At 70.5% G+C, this 23,265-nt stretch carries 20 protein-coding genes; 12 read left to right on the top strand and 8 right to left on the bottom strand.

The genetic code is table 11. The annotated features are described in order from the left end of the window. The first annotated feature begins 16 nt into the window (after nucleotides 1-16). Nucleotides 17-3,715 (top strand): bifunctional proline dehydrogenase/L-glutamate gamma-semialdehyde dehydrogenase, encoded by a 3,699-nt coding sequence (locus QE377_RS05375; protein WP_307320269.1) that lies wholly within the window; start codon nucleotides 17-19, stop codon nucleotides 3,713-3,715. Nucleotides 3,716-3,914: 199 nt separating this feature from the next. Here QE377_RS05375 and QE377_RS05370 read toward each other — a convergent pair whose 3' ends face one another. Together QE377_RS05370 and QE377_RS05365 are read right to left on the bottom strand one after the other, a co-directional pair. Then, the gene (locus tag QE377_RS05370; protein ID WP_307320267.1) at nucleotides 3,915-5,828 is read right to left on the bottom strand and encodes an MDR family MFS transporter; all 1,914 of its coding nucleotides are present in this window, start codon (nucleotides 5,826-5,828) and stop codon (nucleotides 3,915-3,917) included. Nucleotides 5,829-5,990: 162 nt separating this feature from the next. Next, the gene (locus QE377_RS05365) at nucleotides 5,991-6,878 is read right to left on the bottom strand and encodes an aldo/keto reductase (RefSeq protein ID WP_307320263.1); all 888 of its coding nucleotides are present in this window, start codon (nucleotides 6,876-6,878) and stop codon (nucleotides 5,991-5,993) included. Nucleotides 6,879-7,055: 177 nt separating this feature from the next. Between QE377_RS05365 and ddaH the strand changes: the two genes are divergently transcribed. From ddaH to QE377_RS05350, 3 genes are all read left to right on the top strand, one after another. Continuing rightward, the gene (gene ddaH, locus QE377_RS05360; RefSeq protein WP_307320261.1) at nucleotides 7,056-7,910 is read left to right on the top strand and encodes a dimethylargininase; all 855 of its coding nucleotides are present in this window, start codon (nucleotides 7,056-7,058) and stop codon (nucleotides 7,908-7,910) included. A 20-nt stretch (nucleotides 7,911-7,930) separates the two neighbouring features. After that, nucleotides 7,931-9,145 carry an ornithine--oxo-acid transaminase gene (gene rocD / locus QE377_RS05355; RefSeq protein WP_307320258.1) on the top strand — a complete coding sequence of 405 codons (1,215 nt, stop codon included), beginning with the start codon at nucleotides 7,931-7,933 and terminating at the stop codon, nucleotides 9,143-9,145. A 434-nt stretch (nucleotides 9,146-9,579) separates the two neighbouring features. After that, nucleotides 9,580-10,371 carry an IclR family transcriptional regulator gene (locus QE377_RS05350; protein WP_307320255.1) on the top strand — a complete coding sequence of 264 codons (792 nt, stop codon included), beginning with the start codon at nucleotides 9,580-9,582 and terminating at the stop codon, nucleotides 10,369-10,371. 3 nt (nucleotides 10,372-10,374) lie between these two features. Here the strand turns inward: QE377_RS05350 and QE377_RS05345 are convergent, their stop codons facing one another. From QE377_RS05345 to QE377_RS05320, 6 genes are read right to left on the bottom strand one after another with little or no spacing between them, the layout of a single operon-like run. Continuing rightward, the gene (locus tag QE377_RS05345) at nucleotides 10,375-11,550 is read right to left on the bottom strand and encodes an acyl-CoA dehydrogenase family protein (RefSeq protein ID WP_307320252.1); all 1,176 of its coding nucleotides are present in this window, start codon (nucleotides 11,548-11,550) and stop codon (nucleotides 10,375-10,377) included. Next, nucleotides 11,547-12,416 (bottom strand): amidohydrolase family protein, encoded by an 870-nt coding sequence (locus QE377_RS05340; protein WP_307320250.1) that lies wholly within the window; start codon nucleotides 12,414-12,416, stop codon nucleotides 11,547-11,549. The genes QE377_RS05345 and QE377_RS05340 overlap by 4 nt, the downstream gene beginning before the upstream one ends. Then, nucleotides 12,413-14,035, bottom strand: a complete 1,623-nt coding sequence (locus QE377_RS05335) for an AMP-binding protein (RefSeq protein WP_307320247.1) — start codon at nucleotides 14,033-14,035, stop codon at nucleotides 12,413-12,415. The genes QE377_RS05340 and QE377_RS05335 overlap by 4 nt, the downstream gene beginning before the upstream one ends. Further along, complete coding sequence (locus tag QE377_RS05330) at nucleotides 14,032-14,937, bottom strand: SDR family oxidoreductase (RefSeq protein ID WP_373459557.1); 906 nt, start codon at nucleotides 14,935-14,937, stop codon at nucleotides 14,032-14,034. Before QE377_RS05330 ends, QE377_RS05335 begins: the two co-directional genes overlap by 4 nt. A gap of 5 nt (nucleotides 14,938-14,942) precedes the next feature. Further along, the gene (locus QE377_RS05325; protein ID WP_307320242.1) at nucleotides 14,943-15,398 is read right to left on the bottom strand and encodes a MaoC family dehydratase; all 456 of its coding nucleotides are present in this window, start codon (nucleotides 15,396-15,398) and stop codon (nucleotides 14,943-14,945) included. After that, nucleotides 15,395-16,540 (bottom strand): zinc-binding dehydrogenase, encoded by a 1,146-nt coding sequence (locus QE377_RS05320; RefSeq protein ID WP_307320240.1) that lies wholly within the window; start codon nucleotides 16,538-16,540, stop codon nucleotides 15,395-15,397. The genes QE377_RS05325 and QE377_RS05320 overlap by 4 nt, the downstream gene beginning before the upstream one ends. Nucleotides 16,541-16,694: 154 nt before the next feature. On the opposite strand from QE377_RS05320, the gene QE377_RS05315 reads away from it, so the two are divergent. The 8 genes from QE377_RS05315 (at nucleotide 16,695) to QE377_RS05280 (ending at nucleotide 23,212) form a co-directional block, all read left to right on the top strand. Next, the gene (locus QE377_RS05315; protein ID WP_307320239.1) at nucleotides 16,695-17,237 is read left to right on the top strand and encodes a UGSC family (seleno)protein; all 543 of its coding nucleotides are present in this window, start codon (nucleotides 16,695-16,697) and stop codon (nucleotides 17,235-17,237) included. Then, entirely contained in the window at nucleotides 17,234-18,349 is a 1,116-nt protein-coding gene (locus QE377_RS05310) for a hypothetical protein (RefSeq protein ID WP_307320237.1), read from the top strand. The genes QE377_RS05315 and QE377_RS05310 overlap by 4 nt, the downstream gene beginning before the upstream one ends. Continuing rightward, a complete protein-coding gene (locus QE377_RS05305; RefSeq protein ID WP_307320235.1) occupies nucleotides 18,346-18,594 on the top strand; it encodes a hypothetical protein in 249 nt (82 codons plus the stop codon). The genes QE377_RS05310 and QE377_RS05305 overlap by 4 nt, the downstream gene beginning before the upstream one ends. A gap of 13 nt (nucleotides 18,595-18,607) precedes the next feature. Next, on the top strand, nucleotides 18,608-19,888 hold the full coding sequence (locus QE377_RS05300; RefSeq protein ID WP_307320233.1) for an aconitase X catalytic domain-containing protein: 1,281 nt from the start codon (nucleotides 18,608-18,610) through the stop codon (nucleotides 19,886-19,888). Beyond that, nucleotides 19,885-20,319, top strand: a complete 435-nt coding sequence (locus QE377_RS05295) for an aconitase X swivel domain-containing protein (protein WP_307320230.1) — start codon at nucleotides 19,885-19,887, stop codon at nucleotides 20,317-20,319. Before QE377_RS05300 ends, QE377_RS05295 begins: the two co-directional genes overlap by 4 nt. A gap of 90 nt (nucleotides 20,320-20,409) precedes the next feature. Continuing rightward, complete coding sequence (locus tag QE377_RS05290; protein ID WP_307320229.1) at nucleotides 20,410-21,495, top strand: ABC transporter substrate-binding protein; 1,086 nt, start codon at nucleotides 20,410-20,412, stop codon at nucleotides 21,493-21,495. 18 nt (nucleotides 21,496-21,513) lie between these two features. After that, nucleotides 21,514-22,347, top strand: coding sequence for an ABC transporter ATP-binding protein (locus QE377_RS05285; RefSeq protein ID WP_234073741.1), 834 nt, complete (start codon nucleotides 21,514-21,516; stop codon nucleotides 22,345-22,347). A gap of 4 nt (nucleotides 22,348-22,351) precedes the next feature. Next, nucleotides 22,352-23,212: an ABC transporter permease gene (locus tag QE377_RS05280; RefSeq protein WP_307320228.1), complete on the top strand. Its 861-nt coding sequence runs from the start codon at nucleotides 22,352-22,354 to the stop codon at nucleotides 23,210-23,212. Nucleotides 23,213-23,265: the final 53 nt, after the last annotated feature.

Below are 23,265 nucleotides of genomic sequence, written 5' to 3'. Positions count from 1 at the left end.
GACGTAGGCTGAGCGCATGTCCTCCAGCACCGAGGCGGGGGCGCCACGAGCGCCGCGTCCCGCATCCCTCGCCGACGACGCGGTCACCCTCGCGCGACGTTGGGTCACCGAAGCAGCAGACGCCCATGCCGACCCCGCCGCGGAACGCCTCGCGGGAGTGCTGCGCGACCCCAACGGACTGCCCTTCACGATCGGGTTCGTCGACGGCGTCATGCGCCCCGAGAGCCTGTCGGCCGCGGCGGCGAACCTCAGCCGCATCGCCCCGCTCGTGCCCGACTTCCTGCCCTGGTACCTGCGCTCCGCCGTGCGAGTCGGAGGGGCCGTCGCCCCCGCGGTGCCCACGCCCGTCGTGCCGATCGCCCGCCGTGCGCTGCGCGACATGGTCGGCCACCTCATCGTCGACGCCCGCCCCGAGAAGCGGGGGGCGGCGATCGCCAAGCTGCGCGAGGGCGGCGCGAAGCTGAACCTCAACCTGCTGGGCGAGGCCGTGCTGGGCGAGAACGAGGCGCGGCGTCGACTGGACGGCATCCACGAGCTCATCCGCCGACCCGACGTCGACTACGTCTCGGTCAAGGTCTCGGCCATCGCCGGCCACATCTCGCTCTGGGCGTTCGACGACGTCGTCGAACGCGTCGTCGAGCGGCTGCTGCCGCTGTATCTGAGCGCCGCCGCCGACGGCACCTTCATCAACCTCGACATGGAGGAGTACCGCGACCTCGACCTCACGATCGCGGTGTTCACCCGCATCCTCGAGGACGAGCGGCTCTCGCGACTCGAGGCGGGCATCGTGCTGCAGGCGTATCTGCCCGATGCGCTCCCGGCTCTGCAGGAGCTGACCGCGTGGGCCCGGCAGCGCGTCGAGGACGGTGGCTCCGGCATCAAGGTGCGTCTCGTGAAGGGTGCGAACCTCGCGATGGAGCGCGTCGACGCGATCATGCACGGCTGGCCGCAGGCGCCGTACGACACGAAGCTCGACACCGACGCGAACTATCTGCGCTGCCTCGATTGGGCGCTGGATGCCGATCACGCCGCCGCGGTGCGGGTGGGTGTCGCCGGTCACAACCTCTTCGACGTCGCCTACGCGTGGCTGCTCGCAGGAGAACGGGGCGTGCGCGAGCGCATCGAGTTCGAGATGCTCCTGGGCATGGCCGCGGGGCAGGTCGCCGCGGTGTCTCGCGAGGTGGGCGCCGTGCTGCTGTACGTGCCGGTCGTCCGTCCCGACGAGTTCGACGTGGCGATCAGCTATCTCGTGCGCCGCCTCGAGGAGAACGCCTCCAGCGAGAACTTCCTCTCCGCCGCGTTCGACCTCGACACCGATCCCGAGTTGTTCGAGCGTGAGCGCGACCGCTTCCTCGCCTCCATCGAACGGTCTGCGGATGCGGCGTTGCGCACCGGACCCCGCCGCGGACAGAACCGTCTGCAGAGTGCGGCGGATGCGGCCCAGCCCGCCATCCTGCGCGACCCCGCCCCCACGCAGGAGATCGCCGGGCTCACCCAGGCAGTCCTCGGCATCGCCGCCGACCGCGCCGAGCCCGACGCGCACTCGGTCCTGTTCGGCGGCGCGGAGTTCGTCGAGACGGCCGTCTTCTCGCCGCGCGAATCGAACGCAGGCGCGCACGGGGCGCCGGGCTTCCGTCCCGCAGCCGACACCGATCCCGCCCTTCCGGCCAACCGCGAGTGGGCGCAGCGCATCATCGAGCGGATCGAGACCTCGACCGCCGGTGACGCGACGATCGGCGGCGCCCGCGTCGGTGACACGGACACGCTCGAGCGCACGATCGCGCGGGTGCGCGACGCGGCCGCCGGCTGGGGTGCGCTGCCCGCGGCCGACCGCGCCGTGGTGCTGCAGGCGGCCGCGCGATCCCTCGAGGCGCGCCGCGACCAGCTCATCGAGGTCGCCGCATCCGAGACCGGCAAGGTGGTGTCCGAGGCGGACGTCGAGGTGAGCGAGGCGGTGGACTTCGCCAACTACTACGCGGCCACCGCGCGCGAGCTGGATCGGGTCGCCGGCGCGGTCTTCGTCCCGGCGCGGCTCACGGTCGTCGCGCCGCCGTGGAACTTCCCGCTCGCGATCCCCGCGGGAGGCGTGCTCGCGGCCCTCGCGGCCGGATCCGGCGTGGTGTTCAAGCCCGCCCCTCAGGCTCGCCGTTCGGCGGCTGTCGTCGCCGAAGCGCTGTGGGCTGCGGGCGTGCCCCGCGACCTGCTCGCTCTCGTCGACATCGACGAGGGGGAGCTGGGGGAGCATCTCATCTCCCATCCCGCGGTGGACCGGGTGATCCTCACCGGGTCGTGGGAGACCGCCCAGCTGTTCCGCTCGTGGCGACCGGATCTTCCGCTGCTGGCCGAGACGAGCGGCAAGAACGCCATCATCGTCATGCCGTCGGCCGATCTCGACCTCGCCGCATCCGATCTCGTCAGGAGCGCGTTCGGGCATGCCGGACAGAAGTGCTCCGCCGCATCCCTCGCGATCCTCGTCGGATCGGTGGGGCGCTCGGCCCGCTTCGCGCGCCAGCTCGTCGATGCGACGCGCTCGCTCGTGGTCGCGTCGCCCGCCGACGCCGCCGCAGAGGTGGGCCCGGTGATCGAGCCCCCGCAGGGCAAGCTGGCGTGGGCGCTCACGACGCTCGACGACGGCGAGAAGTGGCTCGTGGAACCCGAGCAGATCGATGGAGCGCCGGAGCTGGCGGGACGACTGTGGCGTCCCGGCATCCGCACCGGTGTCGCGCCGGGGTCGCGCTTCCACCTCGAGGAGTTCTTCGGTCCGGTGCTGGGCGTCATGCACGCCTCGTCGTTGGCCGAGGCGATCGAGCTGCAGAACGCGGTCGCCTACGGCCTCACAGCGGGCCTTCACACCCAGCACCCCGACGACCTCGCGCTGTGGCTCGACCGCGTCGAGGCGGGCAACCTCTACGTGAACCGCGGCATCACGGGCGCGATCGTGCAGCGCCAGCCGTTCGGAGGCTGGAAGCGCTCATCGGTCGGGGCGGGGACGAAGGCCGGCGGCCCGAACTACCTGATCGGTCTCGGGAGCTGGCGGCCGACCGCCGTCAGCGGCTCCACCACGCTGCATCTGCGCGGGCTGGACTCTCGTATCACCGCGATCATCGAAGCCGCCCAGCCGGCTCTGGACTACGAACGCTTCGAGTGGCTGCGCCGTGCCGCGCTGTCGGACGCGGTGGAGTGGGACCGCGAGTTCGGCCGCATCAAGGACGTGACGGGGCTCGGCATCGAGCGGAACCTGTTCCGGTACCGGTCGGTCGATGTCGCCGTGCGGGCGACCGCGGGCGCGGAGGTGCAGGAGGTGCTGCGCATCGCTCTCGCTGCCCTCCGCGCAGGTTCCGCCGCATCCCTGAGCACGGCGACGGGGCTTCCCCCCGCCGTGCGCCGCGCCCTGGGTGAGGCGGGTCTCACGGTGCACGTCGAGACGGATGCGCAGTGGATCGAGCGGCTCACCCGTGCCGAGGCGGATGCGGCGGGTGTGAGCGTGAAGCCGCGCGTCGCGCGAGCACGGCTCGTGGGTCCCGCATCCGAGACCGACATCCTGCACCGCACCCTCGCCGAGGCGATCGCCGGAGACCCGGATCTCGCCGTCTACGCGAACCCGGTCACGACCGCCGGTCGCCTCGAGCTGCTGCCGTTCCTGCACGAGCAGGCCATCGCGATCACCGCGCATCGTTTCGGCACCCCCGACGCCTGGAGCGAAGAGGTCATCTGACCGTCGCCCGAGCCGGTCGTCCTGTCATTGCGGCGGCCGGCTTCCGCATCCATGTCCCACTTGCTGCAGAAATCAGACCCGATTCCTGCAGAAAGTGGGACACGCAGTGCGGGAAGTGGGACACGCAGTGCGGGAAGTGGGACATGCCGTGCGGGCAAGCGGTCGTCGGTCCCGCCGGGGAGGGCGGGACCGACGGGGCTCAGTCGCGGAGATCTCGCCTGGTAAGCGGGCGGTCCGCGGTGGGCACGGGGCCGGTGTCGGGCGCGACCAGCGCACCCGCATCCGCCGCCGCGGCCTGCGCGAGCACGGCCGGATCGTCTGATTCGGATGCGGCGGCCGCCTCATCCGCCGCCTCCTGCAGTGCGGACTTGGCCCGCAGTGGAGGCGTGCGGAAGAACAGCGTCAGCACGAACGCGAGCATCACGACACCCAGCGCCACCCGGTAGACCACGGTCGCCGAGTCGTTGAAGCCGACGAGGATCGGAGCGGTCAGGCGGGGGTCTGCGCCGTTGAGGAACGACGTGTCGTTCATGACCGAGCCGTCGAAGCTCTGGTCGTCGCTCTTCGAGGCGAGGGCCTCCTGCACCTGCGGCACGGCCTGAGCGACGAACGCCTCGCGGGCGGCATCGTTCGACAGGTCAACGGATGCGGCGCTCGCCGCCTGCTGCAGGTTCGCCACGATCGGGTCGTAGATCGTCTTCATGATCGCCGCGTTCTCGGGAGCCTGGGTGACCGCGGGATCGAGCGCCGCCTCGAGCGCGTTCGTGACGGTGGTCTCATCGGCGAACGAGTTCTGGATGTTCGCGGGCACCAGTGTGAACAGGAGCGAGAGGAGCACGGCGGTGCCGAGGGTTCCACCGATCTGACGGAAGAAGGTCGACGCGCTCGTGGCCACACCCATGTCGCGCAGACCGACGGAGTTCTGGCTGGCGATCGTCAGCGTCTGCATGAGCTGACCGAGACCGAGACCGAGCAGCAGCATGGCGCCGGCGAGGAACCAGTACGAGCTGTCGACGCGGAGGAAGGTCAGCAGCACGTATCCGCCCGAGAGGAACAGCGTGCCGAGGATCGGGAACATGCGGTACCGACCGGTGCGCGCGATGATCTGACCGCTCGCGATCGAGGCGATCATGAGACCGAGGATCATCGGCAGCATCTGGAAGCCGCTCTCGGTGGGCGTGGCGCCCAGCACGAGCTGCAGATACAGCGGCAGCGTCAGCATCGCACCGAACATGCCGAAGCCCACGAGCACGCCGATGACGGTCGCCATCGAGAACGTCGACGAGTGGAAGAGCGTCAGCGGGATGAGCGCATCCGTCTTCATCGCGCGCTCGACGAACACGAACGCGACAGCGCCCAGCGCGCCCACGACGTAGCAGGCGATGGCGATGGGGGAGTCCCAGCCCCACTCGCGGCCCTGCTCGGCCACCAGCAGCAGCGGGACGAGGGCGACCACGACGAGCGCCGCACCCCACCAGTCGATGCGCACGGACTCGCGCGGGCGGTGGGGGATGTGCAGGAAGCGCACGACGATGAACAGCGCGATGATGCCGATCGGCACATTGATGAGGAACACCCAGCGCCATCCGGCGATCCACAGGATCTGGTTCGCGCCGGAGAAGAGTCCGCCGACGAGGGGACCGATGACGCTCGAGATACCGAAGACGGCGAGGAAGTAGCCCTGGTACTTGGCCCGCTCGCGCGGCGCGAGGATGTCGCCCATGATCGCCAGCGGCATCGACATGAGACCGCCGGCGCCGAGGCCCTGCACCGCGCGGAACGCGGCGAGCTGCACCATGTCGGTCGAGAAGCTCGCGAGCACCGAGCCGACGATGAACACGATGATGGCGAAGAGGAAGAGGGGCCGGCGGCCGAAGATGTCGGAGAGTTTGCCGTAGATGGGCGTGGCGATCGTCGAGACGATCAGGTAGGCCGTCGTCACCCACGCCTGCAGGCTCAGCCCGTGCAGATCGTCGCCGATCGTCCGGATCGCCGTGCCGACGATGGTCTGGTCGAGGGCGGAGAGGAACATGCCGGCCATGAGGCCGAAGATCACCAGCAGTATGGCGCGGTGCGTCATCACGGGCTGGTCGGTGCGCGCAGTCTCGGACATGGAGCCTCCGGTGGGATGAGGCGGAAAAAGTTGACTATCCGCAACTATCGGACGTCTGATCATAGACCCGCTCTGTGACCACCGGACGCCATGGGGGCTGTCGACGAGGAGGGGATGCGGTCGGGGTGTTCGCCCGCCGCATCCCCTCCTCGGCTTTGCGTCTCAGGCGTCGATGCCCACCGAGTAGGACAGCCGCTCGATCTCGTCCGCAGACAGCGCCAGATCGGCCGCCTTCGCGCTGTCGGTGATGGATGCGGCGCGCCGCGCGCCCGGGATCGGGATCACGGTGTCGGCGAGGGCGAGCTCCCAGGCCAGCACCACCTGCTGCGGGCTGACGCCGTGCGCCTCGCCGACCTCGGAGAAGACGCGGAAGCGCTCGCCGACCGACCGTCCGCCGCCGCCGGTTCCGCCGAGCGGGCTCCAGGGGAGGAACGCGAGTCCCGCATCCGCGCAGTAGGTGAGCTCCTTGTAGCTGCCGGGGTGGCGCGGCGAGAACTCGTTCTGCACGCTCACGAGCGCGTCGCCGAGCACCTCCTGGGCGATCTGGATCTCCTCGATGCTCGCGTTCGAGATCCCGAGCGCCCGTACCTTGCCCTCATCGTGCAGCGCCTTGAGGTTCTGCATGATCTCGCCGTAGACGATCCAGCGGTCGGGGCGGTGGTACTGGTACAGGTCGATGACGTCGGTGCCCAGGCGCCGCAGCGACGACTCGACGGCGCCGCGCAGGTACGGCAGGGAGCCGTCGCGGCCGAAGTCCTTCTCCTCGGTGCGCGTGATGCCGCCTTTCGTCGTCACAACGATCGACGAGCGGTCGCCGCCCCAGGAGGCGAGGGCCTCGGCGACGAGCTCCTCGTTGTGACCCATCGCATCCCAGCTGGGGGCATAGATGTCGGCCGTGTCGATGAGCGTCACGCCCGCATCTAGGGCGGCGTGCACGGTCGCGATCGCGCTCTCCCGGTCGGGGAGCTCGTTGTCGTTGTTCATCGAGAGAGGCATGGCTCCGAGGCCGATGGCCGAGACGGAGAACGGGCCGAGAGTGCGCTGCTTCATGGGTCTCCTTCGACAGGGGGTGTGCGCTCCAGCCTCGCACGGCCGCATCCGGGTACGCGCTTCCGGTCGCGATTCGCCTCGTCGTGCGAGAATGTCATCCGGCGTGCCCGTGTCGCCGGCTCTCTGATAGCTCCGCCGGGCCCCAGGACAGCGTCCGCCGTGTGCCGAAGGAGCTGAATGTCCACCGCATCCGTGCCCTCATCCCGTATCGCCCAGCGCCGCAGCTACCTGATGTGCCGTCCCGAGCACTTCACGGTCAGCTACTCCATCAATCCGTGGATGCGGCCCGCCGACCCGACCGACACGGCCAAGGCTGTGGCGCAGTGGCAGGCGCTGTACGACGCCTACGTCGCGCTCGGCCACGAGGTGCGCCTCATCGACGGCGTGCCCGGGCTGCCCGACATGGTCTACACGGCCAACGGCGGCTTCGTCATCGACGGTGTCGCCTACGGCCCGAAGTTCCGCTTCGCCGAGCGCGCCGACGAGGCGGAGCCGTTTATGGACTGGTTCGCCGCGAACGGGTTCCGCGTCGCCCGACCCGAGGAGGTCAACGAGGGCGAGGGGGACTTCCTGCTGGTCGGCAACACGATCCTCGCCGGCACCGGGTTCCGCTCGACCGGCGACAGCCACCGCGAGGTCGGAGAGGTGTTCGGTCGTGAGGTCGTCTCGCTCACGCTCGTGGATCCGCGGTTCTACCACCTCGACACCGCGATCGCCGTGCTGGACCCGGTCGAGGGTGCCGGCGGCGTCGAGAAGGCCAACATCGCGTATCTTCCGGGCGCGTTCGACGAGGCGAGCCAGAAGATCCTCGCCGAGCGCTACCCCGATGCGATCCGCGTCTCGGATGCGGACGGCGATGTCTTCGGGCTCAACTCCGCGAGCGACGGCTACAACGTGTTCATCTCGCCCCGTGCGAAGGGATTCGAGGCGCAGCTGCGCGAGCGCGAGTACAACCCCGTGCTGATCGATCTGTCCGAGCTGCTGCTGGGCGGCGGCGGCATCAAGTGCTGCACGCTCGAGCTGCGTCGATGACGTCGATGAAGGAGACCGACATGTCTGTGCTCGACACCACCACGAGCGACATCATCACGGCCGAGGACGCGCACCTCGCCCACAACTACCACCCGCTGCCTGTCGTCATCTCGCGTGGCGAGGGATCGTGGGTCACCGACGTCGAGGGAAAGCGCTACCTCGACCTGCTGTCGGCGTACTCCGCCCTCAACTTCGGACACCTGCATCCGGCGATCGTGGCGGTCGCGCAGGAGCAGCTCACGCGCCTCACCCTCACGAGTCGGGCCTACCACAACGATCAGCTGGGCGTCTTCGCTGCGGCACTCGCCGAGCTCTGCGGCAAGGACCTCGTCCTGCCGATGAACACGGGCGCCGAGGCGGTCGAGACCGCGATCAAGGTCGCCCGCGCATGGGCGTACCGGGTGAAGGGGGTCCCCGCCGGTGCGGCCGAGATCGTCGTCGCGGGTGGCAACTTCCACGGGCGCACGACGACCATCGTCGGCTTCAGCGATGACCCGGAGGCGCGCGGCGATTTCGGTCCGTTCATGCCTGGGTTCGTGGCGGCGCCGTTCGGCGACGCGGACGCGCTCGAGGCGGCCATCACCGACAACACCGCCGCGGTGCTGATCGAGCCGATCCAGGGAGAGGCCGGCGTCATCGTGCCGCCCGCTGGCTATCTCGCCGCGGTGCGCGAGATCTGCACCCGGCGCAACGTGCTGTTCATCGCCGACGAGATCCAGTCGGGTCTCGGTCGCACCGGGTACACGTTCGCGTGCGAGCGCGAGGGCGTCGTGCCCGACATGTACGTGCTCGGCAAGGCGCTCGGCGGCGGCATCCTTCCCGTGTCCGCCGTCGCGGCCGACGCGGCGGTGCTGGGCGTCATCCGTCCGGGCGAGCACGGCTCGACGTTCGGCGGCAACCCGCTGGCGGCCGCCGTGGCTCACCGTGTGGTCGAGATGCTCGCCACGGGCGAGTTCCAGCAGCGCGCGAAGGCGCTCGGCGAGCATCTCGAGGGGCGCCTGAACGACCTCGTCGGTCACGGCGTCACGGCCGTGCGCGTGGCGGGACTCTGGGCCGGTGTCGACATCGACCCCGCGCAGGGGACCGCGCGCGAGGTCGCCGAGCGACTGCTCGGACGCGGCGTGCTCGTCAAGGACACCCACGGTCAGACCATCCGCATCGCGCCGCCGCTCGTCGTGCGCGCGACGGAACTGGATTGGGCGATCGAGCAGCTGAAGCTCGTCCTCACCGCCTGACGCGCGGGCCTCTCGGGGCACGGACCGCGGGTGGCCCGCCTGACCCCTCGGGTGGCCCGCCCGCCCGTCTGGTGTGCCGCCCGGGTGGTGTGCCGCCCGTGTGCCGGTGACCCGCCCGTGTGGCCGGTGTGCCGCATCCCCCTCCGTGTCTCACTTGTGCACGTTTGGGGTGCGCTGCGCGTGCATAAGTGAGACACGGATGCGGATGGGGTGCGAGTGGGGTGGTGCATGTCTCGGTTGTGCACGTTTGGGGTGCGCTACGCGTGAATAAGTGAGACACGGATGCGGGTGTACCACCGGCACCGGCACCGGCACCGGCACCGGCACCAGCACCGGCACCGGCCGAGACGCGCGAGGGGCCGAAGGGGGTTGCGGGTTCCACGCAGCGGAAACCGGGCATAGCCAGGGCGGGACGCATCCGCGATGATGGGGGCATGGCGATGGCGCTGGAGGGTACGTCCGACGACGGTGCGCGCTCTCTGATCGACCGGGCCTTCGCCATCCTCGGCACCTTCCAGGGCGGCCGCGTGCGTCAGTCCCTCTCGGACATCTCCCGCCGCACCGGACTGCCGATCGCGACCTGTCACCGCATCGTCAAGCGGCTCACCGAGTGGGGCGCGCTGGAGCGGGACGGCGACGGGCGGTACAACATCGGACTGCGCCTGTGGGAGACCGCCTCGCTCGCGCCGCGATCGGTGGGGCTGCAGCGCCTCGCCCGGCCCTACCTGCTCGACCTCTACGAGACGACGGGATACGCCGCGCACCTCGCGATCCGCGAGGGGCTCGAGCTCGTGTCGATCGAATTGCTGCAGAGCCCGCGTCGGCCGGCGGCGAGGCCGCGTGTCGGAAACAGGTATCCGATGCACGCGACGGCGATCGGCCTCGTGCTCCTCGCCCACGCGCCCGAGGAGGTGCGCGCCGAGGTCCTCGCCCGCCCGCTCACCGCCTTCACCTCGCGGACCTACACCGACCCGGCGCTGCTCGAGCGGCTGCTCGCCGACATCCGCCGCAGCGGCTACGCCGTCAGCGACCGGCAGGTCGACAACGTGCACATCAGTGTCGCCGCACCCGTCTACGCGGCCGACGGCTCCGTCGTGGCAGCCTGCTCGCTGGCTCTGACCGAGCAGGATGTGGACGGCAAGAACATGATCCACCTCGTGCGGCTGACGGCGACCTCCATCTCCCGGCAGCTCGCCGCGGCGGGGTACGCCCGCCCCGAGTCCTGACCCTCAGCGGGTGAAGGCGCTCAGCCCTGTGACGGCGCGTCCCACGATCAGCGCATTCATCTCCCGCGTGCCCTCGAACGTGTAGAGCGCCTCCGCGTCGGCGAAGAAGCGGGCGACGTCGTTGTCGACGCGGATGCCCTCCGCGCCGCAGATCTCCCGGGCGAGGGCGACCGTCTCACGGGCGCGGTCGGCGGCCCAGCCCTTGACGAGGGCCGCCTGCATCTCGTCCGCGCCCCCGTTCTGGCGCGCGTCGGTGATCGCGACGGCCAGCGCGAGTGTCGCGGTGGCGTTCCCCAGCATGCGCGACAGCTTCTCCTGCACGAGTTGGAAGCCGGCGATCGGCCGCCCGAACTGCCGCCGGCGCGACGCGTACGCGAGCGCCGCCTCGTACGCGCCGATCTGGAGCCCTGCCGCATTCCACGCGACGACGAACCGCAGGTCGGCGAGGATCGCGGCGAGGTCGGCGAAGGAGTCGATGCGCTGCAGCCGGTCGCTTTCGGGTACACGCACATCGCGCAGCTCGATGTCACCGTTGCGCACCATCCGCAGCGCGATCTTCCCCGTCACGTCGCGCACTGTCACGCCCTCGGCCGCACGCGGCACGAGGAAGGCCTTCACCCGGTCGTCAGCCGTATCGCGGGCGACTACCACGATCACCTCCGACAGCGCCGCGTTGCCGATCCACCGCTTGTGCCCCCGGATGCGCCACGTGTCGCCCTCACGGGTCGCGGTGGTCTCGAGGCCGCCGGCGACATCGGAGCCGTGATCGGGCTCGGTGAGCGCGAAGCATCCGGTGAGATCGAAGGAGCGGATGCGGGGATCCCATCGCTCGACCTGCTCGGGCGAACCGCCGCGGCGCACGAGCGTGCGGAACATGCCCACCTGCCCGCCGTAGAGGGTGCCGATCGACATGTCGAACCGGACGAGCTCCAGGTGGCGGAAGCCGATGTAGAGCGGGCGCGGCTCGCCGTCCTCGCCGACGATCGCCGGATCGTCCTCGAGGTGCAACGCCGCGATCTCCTTGCGCAGGTGCGCGGGGCAGTGTGCGTCTTCCCACCAGGTGGCCAGGTGCGGTCGGGCACGCTGCTCCAGCAGTTCCCGCAGCGCGGTGAGCTTGGTCGCCTCGGCGTCCGTCAGCCGCGCGGCGTAGCCGAAGACGTCGGTGGGGGCGCCCGTCATGACAGTCCCAGCAGCCGGGCGGCGTTCTGCTTGACGATCATCTCGTGCACGTCCGGCGGGAACTCGAGCGTCTGCACGTCGTTCAGCCACCGGTCGGGGGTGAGAGCGGGCATGTCGGAGCCGAAGAGCATCTTGTGCTTCAGATAGGTGCGCGCCGCCCGCACGAGCGCGGGCGAGAAGTACTTCGGCGACCAGCCGGACAGATCGATCCACGTGTTGAGCTTGTGCGTGGCGATCGAGAGCGCCTCGTCCTGCCACGGCACGCTCGGGTGGGCCATGATCACCTGCAGATCCGGATGCCGCGCCGCGACATCGTCGAGGAGCATCGGATTCGACAGCGAGAGCCGGAACCCCCATCCGCCGGGAGTCCCGGCGCCGGCACCCGTCTGACCCGTGTGGACGATGATCGGCACGCCGAGCTCTTCGATCGTGGACCACAGCGCATCGAACTCCTGCGCGGACGGGTCGAAGCCCTGCACCGAGGGGTGGAACTTGAAACCGCGCACGCCCAGCTCCCCGACCTGGCGGCGCGCCTCCTCGACCGCCGCCTCACCCTGGAGCGGGTCGACGCTGCCGAACGGGATCAGCACGTCGGCGTTGCGGTGAGCGCCCGCGGCGAGATCGTCGATGCTGTTGGGGGCGTGGCCCAGGTTGGTGGTCGCGTCCACCGTGAACACCACCGCCGCCATGTTGCGCTCGCGGTAGTAGTGGGCGGTCGCATCCACCGTGCGCGGCGGCTCGCTGCTGCCGAAGTACGCCGCCATGGCGGCGGTCAGGGCGGGCGGCGACGCGGTGCGTCCGCTGTCGTCGATCTGCACGTGGACGTGCACGTCGATCGCGGTGACGGCGTTCAGATCGATGGTCATCGTGCTCCCTGCATCCGTTCTGCCTGTTCGGCGGCGGCGTCGGCCTTGACGCGCGTGAGTTCGATCTTGCCGGTCTGGCTGCGCGCGAGCGTCGACCGCACGAAGACCTGACGGGGCTTCTTGTACCCGGCGAGGCGCTCGTCGAGGTACTCCGCGAGGGCGTCGAGGTCGACCGCGGCGCCCTCGGCGGGCACGATCATGGCCGAGACCACCTCGCCGAATCGCGGATGCGGCAGGCCGAACACGACGGCGTCGTCGATGTCGGGGTGCGCGAGCAGCTGCTCCTCCACCTCGGCCGGGAAGACCTTCTCGCCGCCCGTGTTGACCACGGCGCTCAGTCGGCCGAGGAGCTCGATCGAGCCGTCGCCGCGCGCCAGGGCCCAGTCGCCGGGCATCACGTAACGGTGCTCGCCGATCGTCGGGAAGGTGCGCGCGGTCTTCTCGGGGTCGCCGTAGTAGCCGCGCGGGAGGACGCCGCGGAAGGCGAGGATGCCGCGGGCGCCGGCGACCGGTGGCATCTCGGCGAGATCCTCGTCCAGGAGCACGGTGCCCGGGGTCAGCATGAGCTTGGCGGGCAGGTCCTCGGCGGCGCGCGTGATGCCGAACGCGAACGGACCGCCCTCGCTGGAGGCGAGCAGATCGACGATCATCACCTCGCCCTGCTCGTGCAGACGACGCTTGACCTCGTCGCTGAAGCGCATGCCGGAGCTCATGATCGAATCGACGCGCCCGAGCCCCCGGCCGTCCGCCTCGACGGCGTCGACGAAAGGAAGCGCGACGGCGTCCCCTGCGACGACGAGACGGGTCACCCCGTGCTCGTGCACCATGGCGAGGGCCTCCGCGACGTCGAGGTGGGCGTTCTCGAGGAGCACGATCGTGCCGCCGAGCGCGAGGGTCCCCATGGTCGTGGACTGCGCGGTGCCGTGCAGCATCGGGGGCAGCGGCAGGGTCACCACGCGCGGTGTCTCGGCGGCGGTCGCGATGCGTGCCGCCTCCTCGAGGTCGTCGGGCGGGTCGATCCCGATGACACCCCACGTCGACTGGCGACGCGCCTGCAGCAGGGTGTCCATCTCCCAGACGACGGCCTTGGGGGCGCCGGTCGTGCCGCCCGTGTAGAGCCGCAGATCCGCGCCGCGGGGCGCGGCCGGGGGGATCTCGCCACCCTCCGCGACGATCGCGTCGTAATCCTCGGCGCCGGGGATGGATGCGTTGCCGCCCTCGTCGTCGACGATGATCAACCGGACGGCGGGCTCGAGCCCCGTCACGGCCTCGGCGGCGACGTCCGCGAGGGAAGTCGGGGCGATCAGCACCTTCGCGTCGCAGTCCTCCAGAAGCGCGCGCACCTCGCCCGCCCGGTAGCGGTAGTTGATCGCGACGGGTGAGGCGCCGACGGCCAGGCACGCCCAGAAGAAGGTCAGGTACTCGACCCGGTTGTACAGCAAGAGCGCCGCCGCGTCGCCGAGGCCCACGCCGCTCTCACGCAGGTGCCGGGCGAGAGCACTCGCCTCCGCGGCGAATCGCGCGTAGCTGAGGCGCCGCGTCGGCGTGACGATGGCGGTGCGGTCGGGATCGGTCTGAGCGATCCGCGCCCACAGGTCGCTGTAGTGGATGCCGCTCACGCGTCCTCCCTGCGCGACGGCGGTCCCGACGGCTGCGCCTGCGCGCCGAAGCGGTCGGCCCAGGCCGCATCGATCTCCTCCGCGCTCCATCCGCCGTCCCGATGGTCGGTGTCGAGCACCCGGGGGTGGGCGTAGAGGGTGAGCCGGTCGCCGCCGATCCCGATGGCCTGGCCCGTCACGCCCGCGGCCCGCTCCGAGGCCAGCCACACCACCAGGGGCGCCACGTCGTCGGGTGTGCCCAGCGCCTTCTCGCGCCGGAGCTCGGGCGGAACCGGAAGGCCCGCGAGGTGGTCCTCCCACGCCTGCGCGTACGCGGGGATCGTGGCCGTCATGGGCGAGAGAGCCGTCGGGACGACGGCGTTCACCGTGATGCCGGCGCGGGCGAGCTCGAGCGACCACGTGCGCGCCATCGCCACGATCCCCGCTTTCACGGCGGCATAGTTGGTCTGCCCGAAGCTGCCGAACTGGCCCGCGGGCGAGCCGATCAGCACGATGCGCCCGCCCTCGCCCTGCTCGCGCAGGAAGGATGCGGCGGCGCGCGCACACGTGAAAGTCCCGCGCAGGTGCGTCTCCACGACGAGATCGAACTCCTCGTCGCTCATCTTCCAGAGCACGCGGTCGCGCAGCACGCCCGCGTTCGCGACGAGCACGTCGAGCCGCCCGAAGGTGTCGACAGCCGTTCGGACGAGCTCCTCGGCCGCCGCCGTCGAGCCGACCGCCGCGATGGCGGCGGTGGCCGAGCCGCCCGCGGCGCGGATCTCCTCGACCACGGCGCCGGCCGATGCCGCATCCACGTCGTTGACGACGACCGCAGCTCCCGCGGCCGCGAGGGCGAGCGCGTACGCCCGGCCGAGGCTGCGACCCGCACCCGTGACGATCGCCACCCGTCCGTCGAGTCGGATGCCGCTCACCGGAAGTGCCTCAGGATGAGTTCGGCCACGACCCCGGGTTTGGTCGAGCCCTCGACCTCGAACGTCAGCGCGAGGGTCACCTGGAGCGCATCGCCGCGATCCTCGACCTCCGCGATGCGGCCGGCGAGGCGGATGCGTCCGCCCGACGGCGTCGGGGCGGGGAAGCGGATGCGGTCGAACCCGTAGACGATGCCGGCGCTGGCTCCGCTCACCCGGTAGATCTCCCGCAGGGGCAGCACGACCATGCTGAGGGTCAGCATGCCGTGGGCGATGCGTCCCCCGAACGGGGAGGCGGCCGCGGCGGCCTCGTCGACGTGCAGCGGGTTGTCGTCGCCGGTCAGATCCGCATAGACGTCGATGTCGTCCTGCGTGATCGGGTACCAGGAGGACGGGCCCAGCTCTCTGCCGCGCGCGGCGGGAAGGTCCTCGATCGCAATGGCGTCGGTCGTCATCGGGTCTCCTCTTCTCGGATACGTCGGGGGATGATGATGGCCCGGCCGGTGATCTCGCCCCGCGCGAGCGCCGCGTAGGCGGCATCCGCGTCCTCGAGGTCGAAACGGCGGGTCACGAGTCGGTCGGTGTCGAAGGCGCCCTCTGCGGCGAGGCGCACGACGGCGGGAAGGTCTTCGCGGGTGCGCGCGCCGAACGAGCCGACGATCTGCTGTCCGCGGCGCACGAGGGGCGTGATCTCCACCTGCGCCCGGGTTCCGGCGGCGGCGATGCCGATCGCGACGAGGCGCGCACCGTCGGCGAGCATCCCGAGCCCCTGCTCCAGGGTCTCGGCGCGGCCCAACGCCTCGAAGACGACGTCGGCTCCGCCGACCAGGGAGCGAACTGCCGCGACCGGGTCCCCGGTGGACGCGTCGACGGTGGCGGTCGCGCCCAGCTCGCGGGCGCTGCGCAGCTTGTCGGCGGCGATGTCGACCGCGATGACCTCTCGCGCGCCGGCCGCGAGGCACAGGGGGATGAGGCTCGATCCGATCCCGCCGACGCCGATGATCGCGACGGTGGAACCCTCGGCGACCTCGCCGGCGCGGAAGACGGCCCCGTAGGAGGTCAGCCCGGCGCATCCGAGGATGCAGGACGTCTCGGGATCGAGACCGGCCGCGAGTGCCGCCAGGGCGGAGATCGGAACGACGCAGTACTCGGCGAGCCCGCCCATCGAGTACATCGCGAGGAAGGACCCGTCCGGCATCCGCAGCCTACTGCGCCCGTCGAAGAGGGTCCCCTCCAGACGGTTGCGGCGGAAGAACTGCTCGCACAGGTCGTCGCGGCCGCGCAGGCACGCGCTGCAGGTGCGACAGGGCATGATGAACCCGGCGACGACCGAGTCGCCGATGCGGAACGACGTGTCGCTGCCGGCGCCGATTGCCACGATCCGCCCGCTCACCTCGTGACCCATGACCGCGGGACGCGGGAAGACGACCTCGCCCTTGATCACGTGCAGGTCGGTGTGGCACACGCCGCACGCGATCACCTCGAGCAGCACCTCGTCGGGCCCGGGCTCCGGGACGGCGATCGTCATCATCCGCATCGCGGCGCCCTCGTCCTCCAGCACCGCTGCCCGCATCGTCGCGGGGATGGGAGTCAACACGGATCGTCCTCGTTCCTGTGGTCTCCCAGCATCCTGTCCGCTGCCCTCCGGACGAGCACGCGCTCTTCCGTGGAGTGAAAACCGGCCTCCGACCGGGGCGAGCACGCGTGTCATCCTGACCGCCGCGCAACTGGCGCGACGAAGGGAGAGCGAGATGGCACCGCAGGAAGCGCTGCTGGATCCGACCGGGATGAGCGCGGGCGCCGACGACGGCACGCTCGCCGCTCGTCCGGTGAGCCTGCGAGGACTCCGGGTCGGGCTGCTGGACAACACCAAGCCGAACGCGACGATGCTGCTGGAGGAGATCGCTGCGATCCTCCAGCGCGATCATGCCGCGGGCGAGGCGACGCTGTACACAAAGGACTACTTCGGGACCCCCCTGTCCGAACCGCTGCTGGAGCGCATCGCCGCGGAGAACGACATCGTGATCACCGCCGTCGGCGACTGCGGCAGCTGCTCGGCGGCCACCGTCGCCGACGGGATCATGTTCGAACGCGCGGGGGTGCCGACGGTGTCGATCACCTCGGACTCCTTCTTCATGTCGGGTCGCGCGATGGCCTCGGTGCAGGGGTTCCCGGGGTTCGAGTTCACCGCCGTCGCACATCCGATGGCGAGTCTGACGGAGACCGAGGTGCGCGAGCGCGCGGCCGCGGTGATGCCCGAGGTCCTGCGGATCCTCGGCGTGGAGGAGGGATGACGATGACGCTTCTGACGGACGAGGCGCCCACGGTCGACGCCGACCGTGTGCGCGCGCTGGTCGAGTACTACTACGAGAACGACTGGACCGACGGCCTGCCCGTGGTGCCGGTCACCGAGACGCTCCTCGAGGAGTTCCTCGCCGCCACGGATCGCGGCGCCGACGAGGTGCTGTTCACGATCTCGCACCTGAACCGCTCGATGACCGTCCGGCTCGCGGCGATCAACGCGGCGTTGGCCGGATGCCGGGCGGACTACTTCCCGACCGTGATCGCGGCGTGGGAGGCCATCGCGAAGGAGCCGCATCCGGCTCGCGGGATCTGGCAGTCCACGACCGGCACGGCGCCCATGCTCGTGGTCAACGGGCCGGTGCGCGAGCGGATCGGGCTGAACGGGCGCGGCAACGTCTTCGGATCGGGCTTCCGCGCCAACGCCACGATCGGACGTGCGATCCGGCTCGGATGCATCAACGTGTTCGGTCTGCATCCGCACAAGCTCGACCAGGCGACGCAGGGCACTCCCGCCAAGTACTCGGCCTGCATCGCCGAGAACGAGGAGCAGAGCCCCTGGGAGCCGCTGCATGTCGAGCACGGCTTCACCGCCGCCGACGACGTCGTCACCGCTTTCGTCATCCGTTCGGTCGTGCACATCGAGGCGCGGCACACGCAGGAGCCCGAGCAGCTGGCGCGCGACCTGATCGACACGATCGCCCGCACCGGTGCGCTCATCCACGAGTACACGAGCGCGCTGCTGGTGCTCACCCCCGAGCACGCTCAGGTGTTCGCCCGGGCCGGCTGGAGCAAGGACGATCTGCGCTCCTTCGTGTTCGAGAACGCCCGTCGCACCCGTGACGAGCTCGCCGCCGTCGGCAAGGACGCCCTCTCGCACAAGACACGCTGGCGGCTGCCCGGCACGCACCCCGACTCGATGCCGGACACGGCGAGCGCGAGCGGCGAACCCGATGCGGTCGCGTCGCTGCACAATCCGAGGTCGGTGCAGATCATGGTCGCCGGCGCCGACAACGCGGGCGTCTCGGCGGTCGTGGAGATCTTCACGCTCAACCCGCCGCGCGAGATCCCCTTCTCGCAGAGCCGCATCGGAGGCGACCGATGAGCGCCGCGACCTCCGTCGACGAGGCCCTCGCCCCGTTCGGCGAGATGATGGGCGCCGACGGCTATCTGCTCAGCTGGGAGGCGTCGGCCGACGATCGGATCGTCGTGCGCATCGAGGCCGGTGAGGGGGCGTGCGCGGACTGCCTCGTGCCGCTGAGCGTCATGGAGGCGATCATGGGACAGGCGCTGGCGCCCACCGCCTACGAGCTGGATCACGTCGTGCTGCCCGAGGTCGCCGCCCACTGAGCGGGCCGCGATCATGCACCTCACCGACGAGGAGAAGCGCATGCGCGACGGTGTCGAGGGTGACGCCGTCGCGGTCGCGATGGACCTGCTGATCCGCTACGGCGATGCGCTGCAGGCCGAGCGGCTGGTCGCCACGCGCAACGTCGCCGGCACCATGACCCAACCCTCGCCCGCGAAGGCGAAGCTGGTGGCCGAGGGCGGGTGGGCCAAGGCCTTCGCCGTCATGAACCTCGACAGCGACCGTGAGCTCGACATCCCCTCGATGCGCGTGCCCACCTGCCAGCTGCAGCACGGGTTCGGCGCAGACGCGGAGGGGCTCACGCGATACCCGGCGGACAGCATCCGGCTGCAGGAGGATGCGGAGTCGTACTTCACCGATCGCGGCGTGCGGGTGCTGGGCACCTGCACGCCCTATCAGGTGGGCAACCTCCCCGTCCTCGGCGAGCACTGCGCCTGGATGGAGTCATCGGCCGTCGTCTACGCGAACTCGGTGCTGGGCGCCCGCACCAACTGCGAGGGCGCCGCCTCCACCGGTGCCGCGTCGTTGACCGGCCGCATCCCGTACTGGGGCAATCACCTTCCCGCCAACCGTCTCGCCACCCACCTCGTGCGCGCCGAAACCCCCGTGGAGGGTTTCCGCGAGTGGGGGCTGCTCGGCTACTTCGTCGGCGAGCTCGTGCAGGAGGCGCGCCCCGCGATCGTCGGCTCACTCGCGCCGGCATCGGATGCGGATCTCAAGCACTTCGGGGCGGCCACCGCGACCTCGGGCGGCGTGGAGCTGTATCACCTGCCCGGGGTCACGCCGGAGGCGCCGACCCTGGAGGCGGCGTTCGGGGGCGCGGGGATGCCCGAGGCGGTGACCTACGGCGAGCGCGAGCGGCGAGCGACGTACGAGACGCTCAACGCGCAGGGCGAGAGCACGGAGGTCGACTTCGTGCTGCTCGGCTGTCCGCACGCCTCGCTCGCGCAGGTGCAGGGGGTCGCGGGGCTCCTGGAGGGGCGTCGTCTGGCCGACGGTGTGCAGCTGTGGATCATGCTGCCGCGTGCGCTCGCCGCCGACGCCCTGCGTCGGGGCTGGACGCGCACGATCGCCCGAGCGGGCGGGCGGGTGCTGACCGAGTCGTGCCCGGCGATGTCGCGCGCCGCGCCGCCCGGCACCCGCGTCATGGCGACGGACTCGGCCAAGCAGGCGCACTATCTGCCCGCGATCCTCGGCATCGAGGCGTGGTTCGGCACGACGCGCGAGTGCGTGGATGCGGCCGTCACGGGCCGCTGGCGGGGGAAGCTGACGTGATCGAGCTGGTGGGCCGGGGGATCGTCCCCGGGCGCGTGCGCGCGCCGGCGCTGGTCACGCGCGAGCCGATCTCGGGATTCGGGGGCATCGACGTCGCCACCGGGACGGTGATCGAGCCGCGGCACGAACTGTTCGGTCAGTGCTTCACGGGCCGTCTGCTCGTCTTCCCCGGCGCCAAGGGCTCCTCAGGGTGGTCGGGCTTCTTCCAGAGCACGCGACTCATGGGCACCGCTCCCGCCGCCCTCGTGTTCGACGTGATCACGACGAAGGCCGTGCTCGGCGCCATCGTGACGCGGGTTCCCACGGTCGTGCAGGCCGCCCCCGCGCCTCTGGACACGATCCGCACCGGCGACGTGGTGGAGGTCGACGGCGACACCGGCCGGATCGTCGTGATCCGGACCGATGGGGTGGCGGTGCATTCCGGTGGGTGAAAAGGTGGTTGGACCCCGGCGTACTGGTTCGCAGACTCGTCGTGTCGCTCGCAATGGCGTGAGCGGATCATCCCGACACAGGAGTCAGACATGATCACAGCAGTTCGTCGTACGAAGACCCGCCGTCTGTCGCTGGTCGCAGCGACGCTCGCGGCGGGCGCCCTCGCGCTCACCGGATGCGGCGCAGGCGCCGCGGAGGAGTCGGGCTCCACGCCCGGCGCGGGCGGTGACCTCGGATCCATGACGGTCGTCACGTTCCTGCCCCTGGAGTCATTCAGCTTCGGCCCGGAGATGTTCGCGTACTCGGGCGGATACTTCGAGAAGCACGGGCTGGATGTGACGCTCCAGCCGGTACAGGGCACGTCGGCCGCCATCCAGTCGCTGCTCGGCGGCGCGACCACCTTGACCCGTGCGAGCACGGTCGACGTCTTCCCGCCGATGGTCGACGGACAGCCGATCCGCGCCGTGGGCACGATGGCCTACAAGTCGAATCTGCGCATGATCTCGGTCGAGGAGGACCCCATCACGACGCCCGCCGACATGGAGGGCAAGGTCATCGGCATGGGCTCGATCGGCGGCACCAGCGAGAAGCTCTTGAACCTCACGCTGGACGATGCGGGTATCGCGGAGGACACCGTCACCCGCCAGGCCGTGCCCGTCACGGCGGCGACCCTGGAGGTCGTGCGCCAGGGGCAGCTCGACGGCTACATCGTCAGTCTCGACACCTCGCTCGCCATCGGCCAGCAGAATCCGGACGCGGTCGTCGACGACGCAGGTCTCGGCGACGCCCCCGACATCCAGACCTGGATCACGACCGAGTCCAACCTCAAGGACGAGAAGAAGGTCGCCCAGATCGAGGCGTTCATGGCCGCCATCCGCGAAGCCGTGCAGGACATGATCGACGACGCGCCGAACAAGTTCGCCAACGTGCTCAAGACACTGCGCGACAGCGGCGATTGGAACTTCCCGGCGCTCGCCGACGACGAGATCGCCGCGGCCGCGCTGGAGATCTACACGACGCAGACCTGGGTCGACGCCGACGGCGGCGTGCCGCTGCTGGAGAACAACCTGGATGCCTGGAAGGCGACCTACGACACCTACGTCAAGGCGGGGCTGCTCGAGGGCGGCCAGAACCCCGGCGACTGGATCACGAACGACTACGTGCCCGCGGGCTGAGCACGGGAAGGAACGATCATGAGCAACGACACCGTCGTCACGGCTGATCCGCCGCTGACGGAGACCGCGACGCAGCCTCGCCTGCGCATCCGGGGCGTCGGACGCGACTTCCAGACCCGCGCAGGAGTGACCCATGCCGTGTCCGGCGTCGACCTCGACATCCAGCGCGGCGAGTTCGTCGCCCTGATCGGGCGCTCGGGATGCGGCAAGACGACGCTTCTGCGCATGATCGGCGGCCTGCTCGCCCCGACCGCGGGTTCGATCGAGGTCGATGGGCGCCACCTGTGGCGCGACGGACGGGTCGAGCCGTCCGCCGTGACCCGGCTCGGGTTCGTGTTCCAGGAGAGCAACCTGTTCCCGTGGTTCTCGGTGCTCGACAACATCGCCCTGCCGTTGAAGCTGCGAGGAGTGGGCAAGGCGGAGCGCCGAGCGCGTGCGGCGGAGCTGGCCGACCTCGTGGGGCTGAAGGGCTTCGAGCGGTCGTATCCGCGTGAGCTGTCCGGAGGGATGCGGCAGCGCGCCGCGATCGCGCGCTCGCTGAGCACCGAGCCCGACCTGCTGCTGATGGACGAGCCCTTCGGGGCGCTCGATGCTCTGACGCGCGAGCGGATGAACCTGGAGCTGCAGCGCATCGTCCTGCAGACCAACTCCACCGTCGTCTTCGTGACGCACGACATCCCGGAGGCGGTGTTCCTCGCGGACCGGGTCGTGCACATGACGCCGCGGCCGGGCCGCATCCGGCAGATCCTGACCGTTCCGGACGCCAAGCCGCGCGACATCGAGCTGCAGACGACGCCCGGATTCAACGACATCGTGCGCAGCCTTCGCCACGACCTCGACGAGGAGGAATGAGCGCATGACCACCGTGCAAGCACCCCCGGACCAGCCGACCACCACGTCGGTCGTCACCCTCGAGCGCCGGCGCGCCCGCGCGCGGACCATGAAGATCCTGCCGTGGATCGTGACCCCGGCTCTCGTGGTCGTCATCATCGGCCTTTGGCAGCTCTACGTCAGCGCCTTCGACGTGAACCCGTTCGTGTTCCCGCCGCCGGCCGCGGTCGGCGAGGCGTTCGTCGCACTCGTCTCCGACGGCAAGACGTGGGCGGAGGCGGGCGTCACCGTCACCGAGATCCTCGTCGGCTTCGCCGTCGCCGTCGTCCTCGGTGTGGTCGTGGGTGTCGTCCTCGGCAAGCTCCCGTGGCTCGAGGTGAGCATCCGTCCGCTCATCGTCATCGCGCAGGTGGCACCCAAGGTCGCCTTCGTGCCGCTGTTCGTCATCTGGTTCGGCTTCGGGATCACCTCCAAGATCGTCCTGGCAGCGCTGCTGGCGTTCTTCCCCGTGATGCTCAACGTGCTGCTGGGTGTGCGTTCCGTCGAGCGGGGCCAGCGCGAGGTGATGCGCAGCCTGAACGCCTCCAGGGCGCAGACCTTCACGCAGCTCGAGATGCGCAGCCTGCAGCCGTATCTGTTCGCCGGTATGGAGGTCGCGATCGTGCTCGCCACCATCGGCGCCATCGTCGGCGAGTACCTCGGCGGCAGCGTCGGACTCGGAGCGATGGTCGTCAGAGCGATGAACTCGCTGGATGCGGCGCGCACCTTCGCTCTGATCCTGCTGCTCTCGCTGATCGGTCTCGTGCTGTACCTGATCGTCAACGAGGCGAAGCGGTTCTTCATCCCCTGGCACGAATCGGTCTACGGACTGCGCGAGAACCTCTGATCCGCACATCGCCGACGCCGCGCCCTCGCCACGGGCGCGGCGTCGGCGCGCGT

The sequence above is a fragment of the Microbacterium sp. SORGH_AS_0862 genome, from assembly GCF_030818795.1.
In the GTDB taxonomy this organism is placed as follows: Bacteria; Actinomycetota; Actinomycetes; order Actinomycetales; family Microbacteriaceae; genus Microbacterium.
This window is presented reverse-complemented; position numbering and strand designations above follow the sequence as displayed.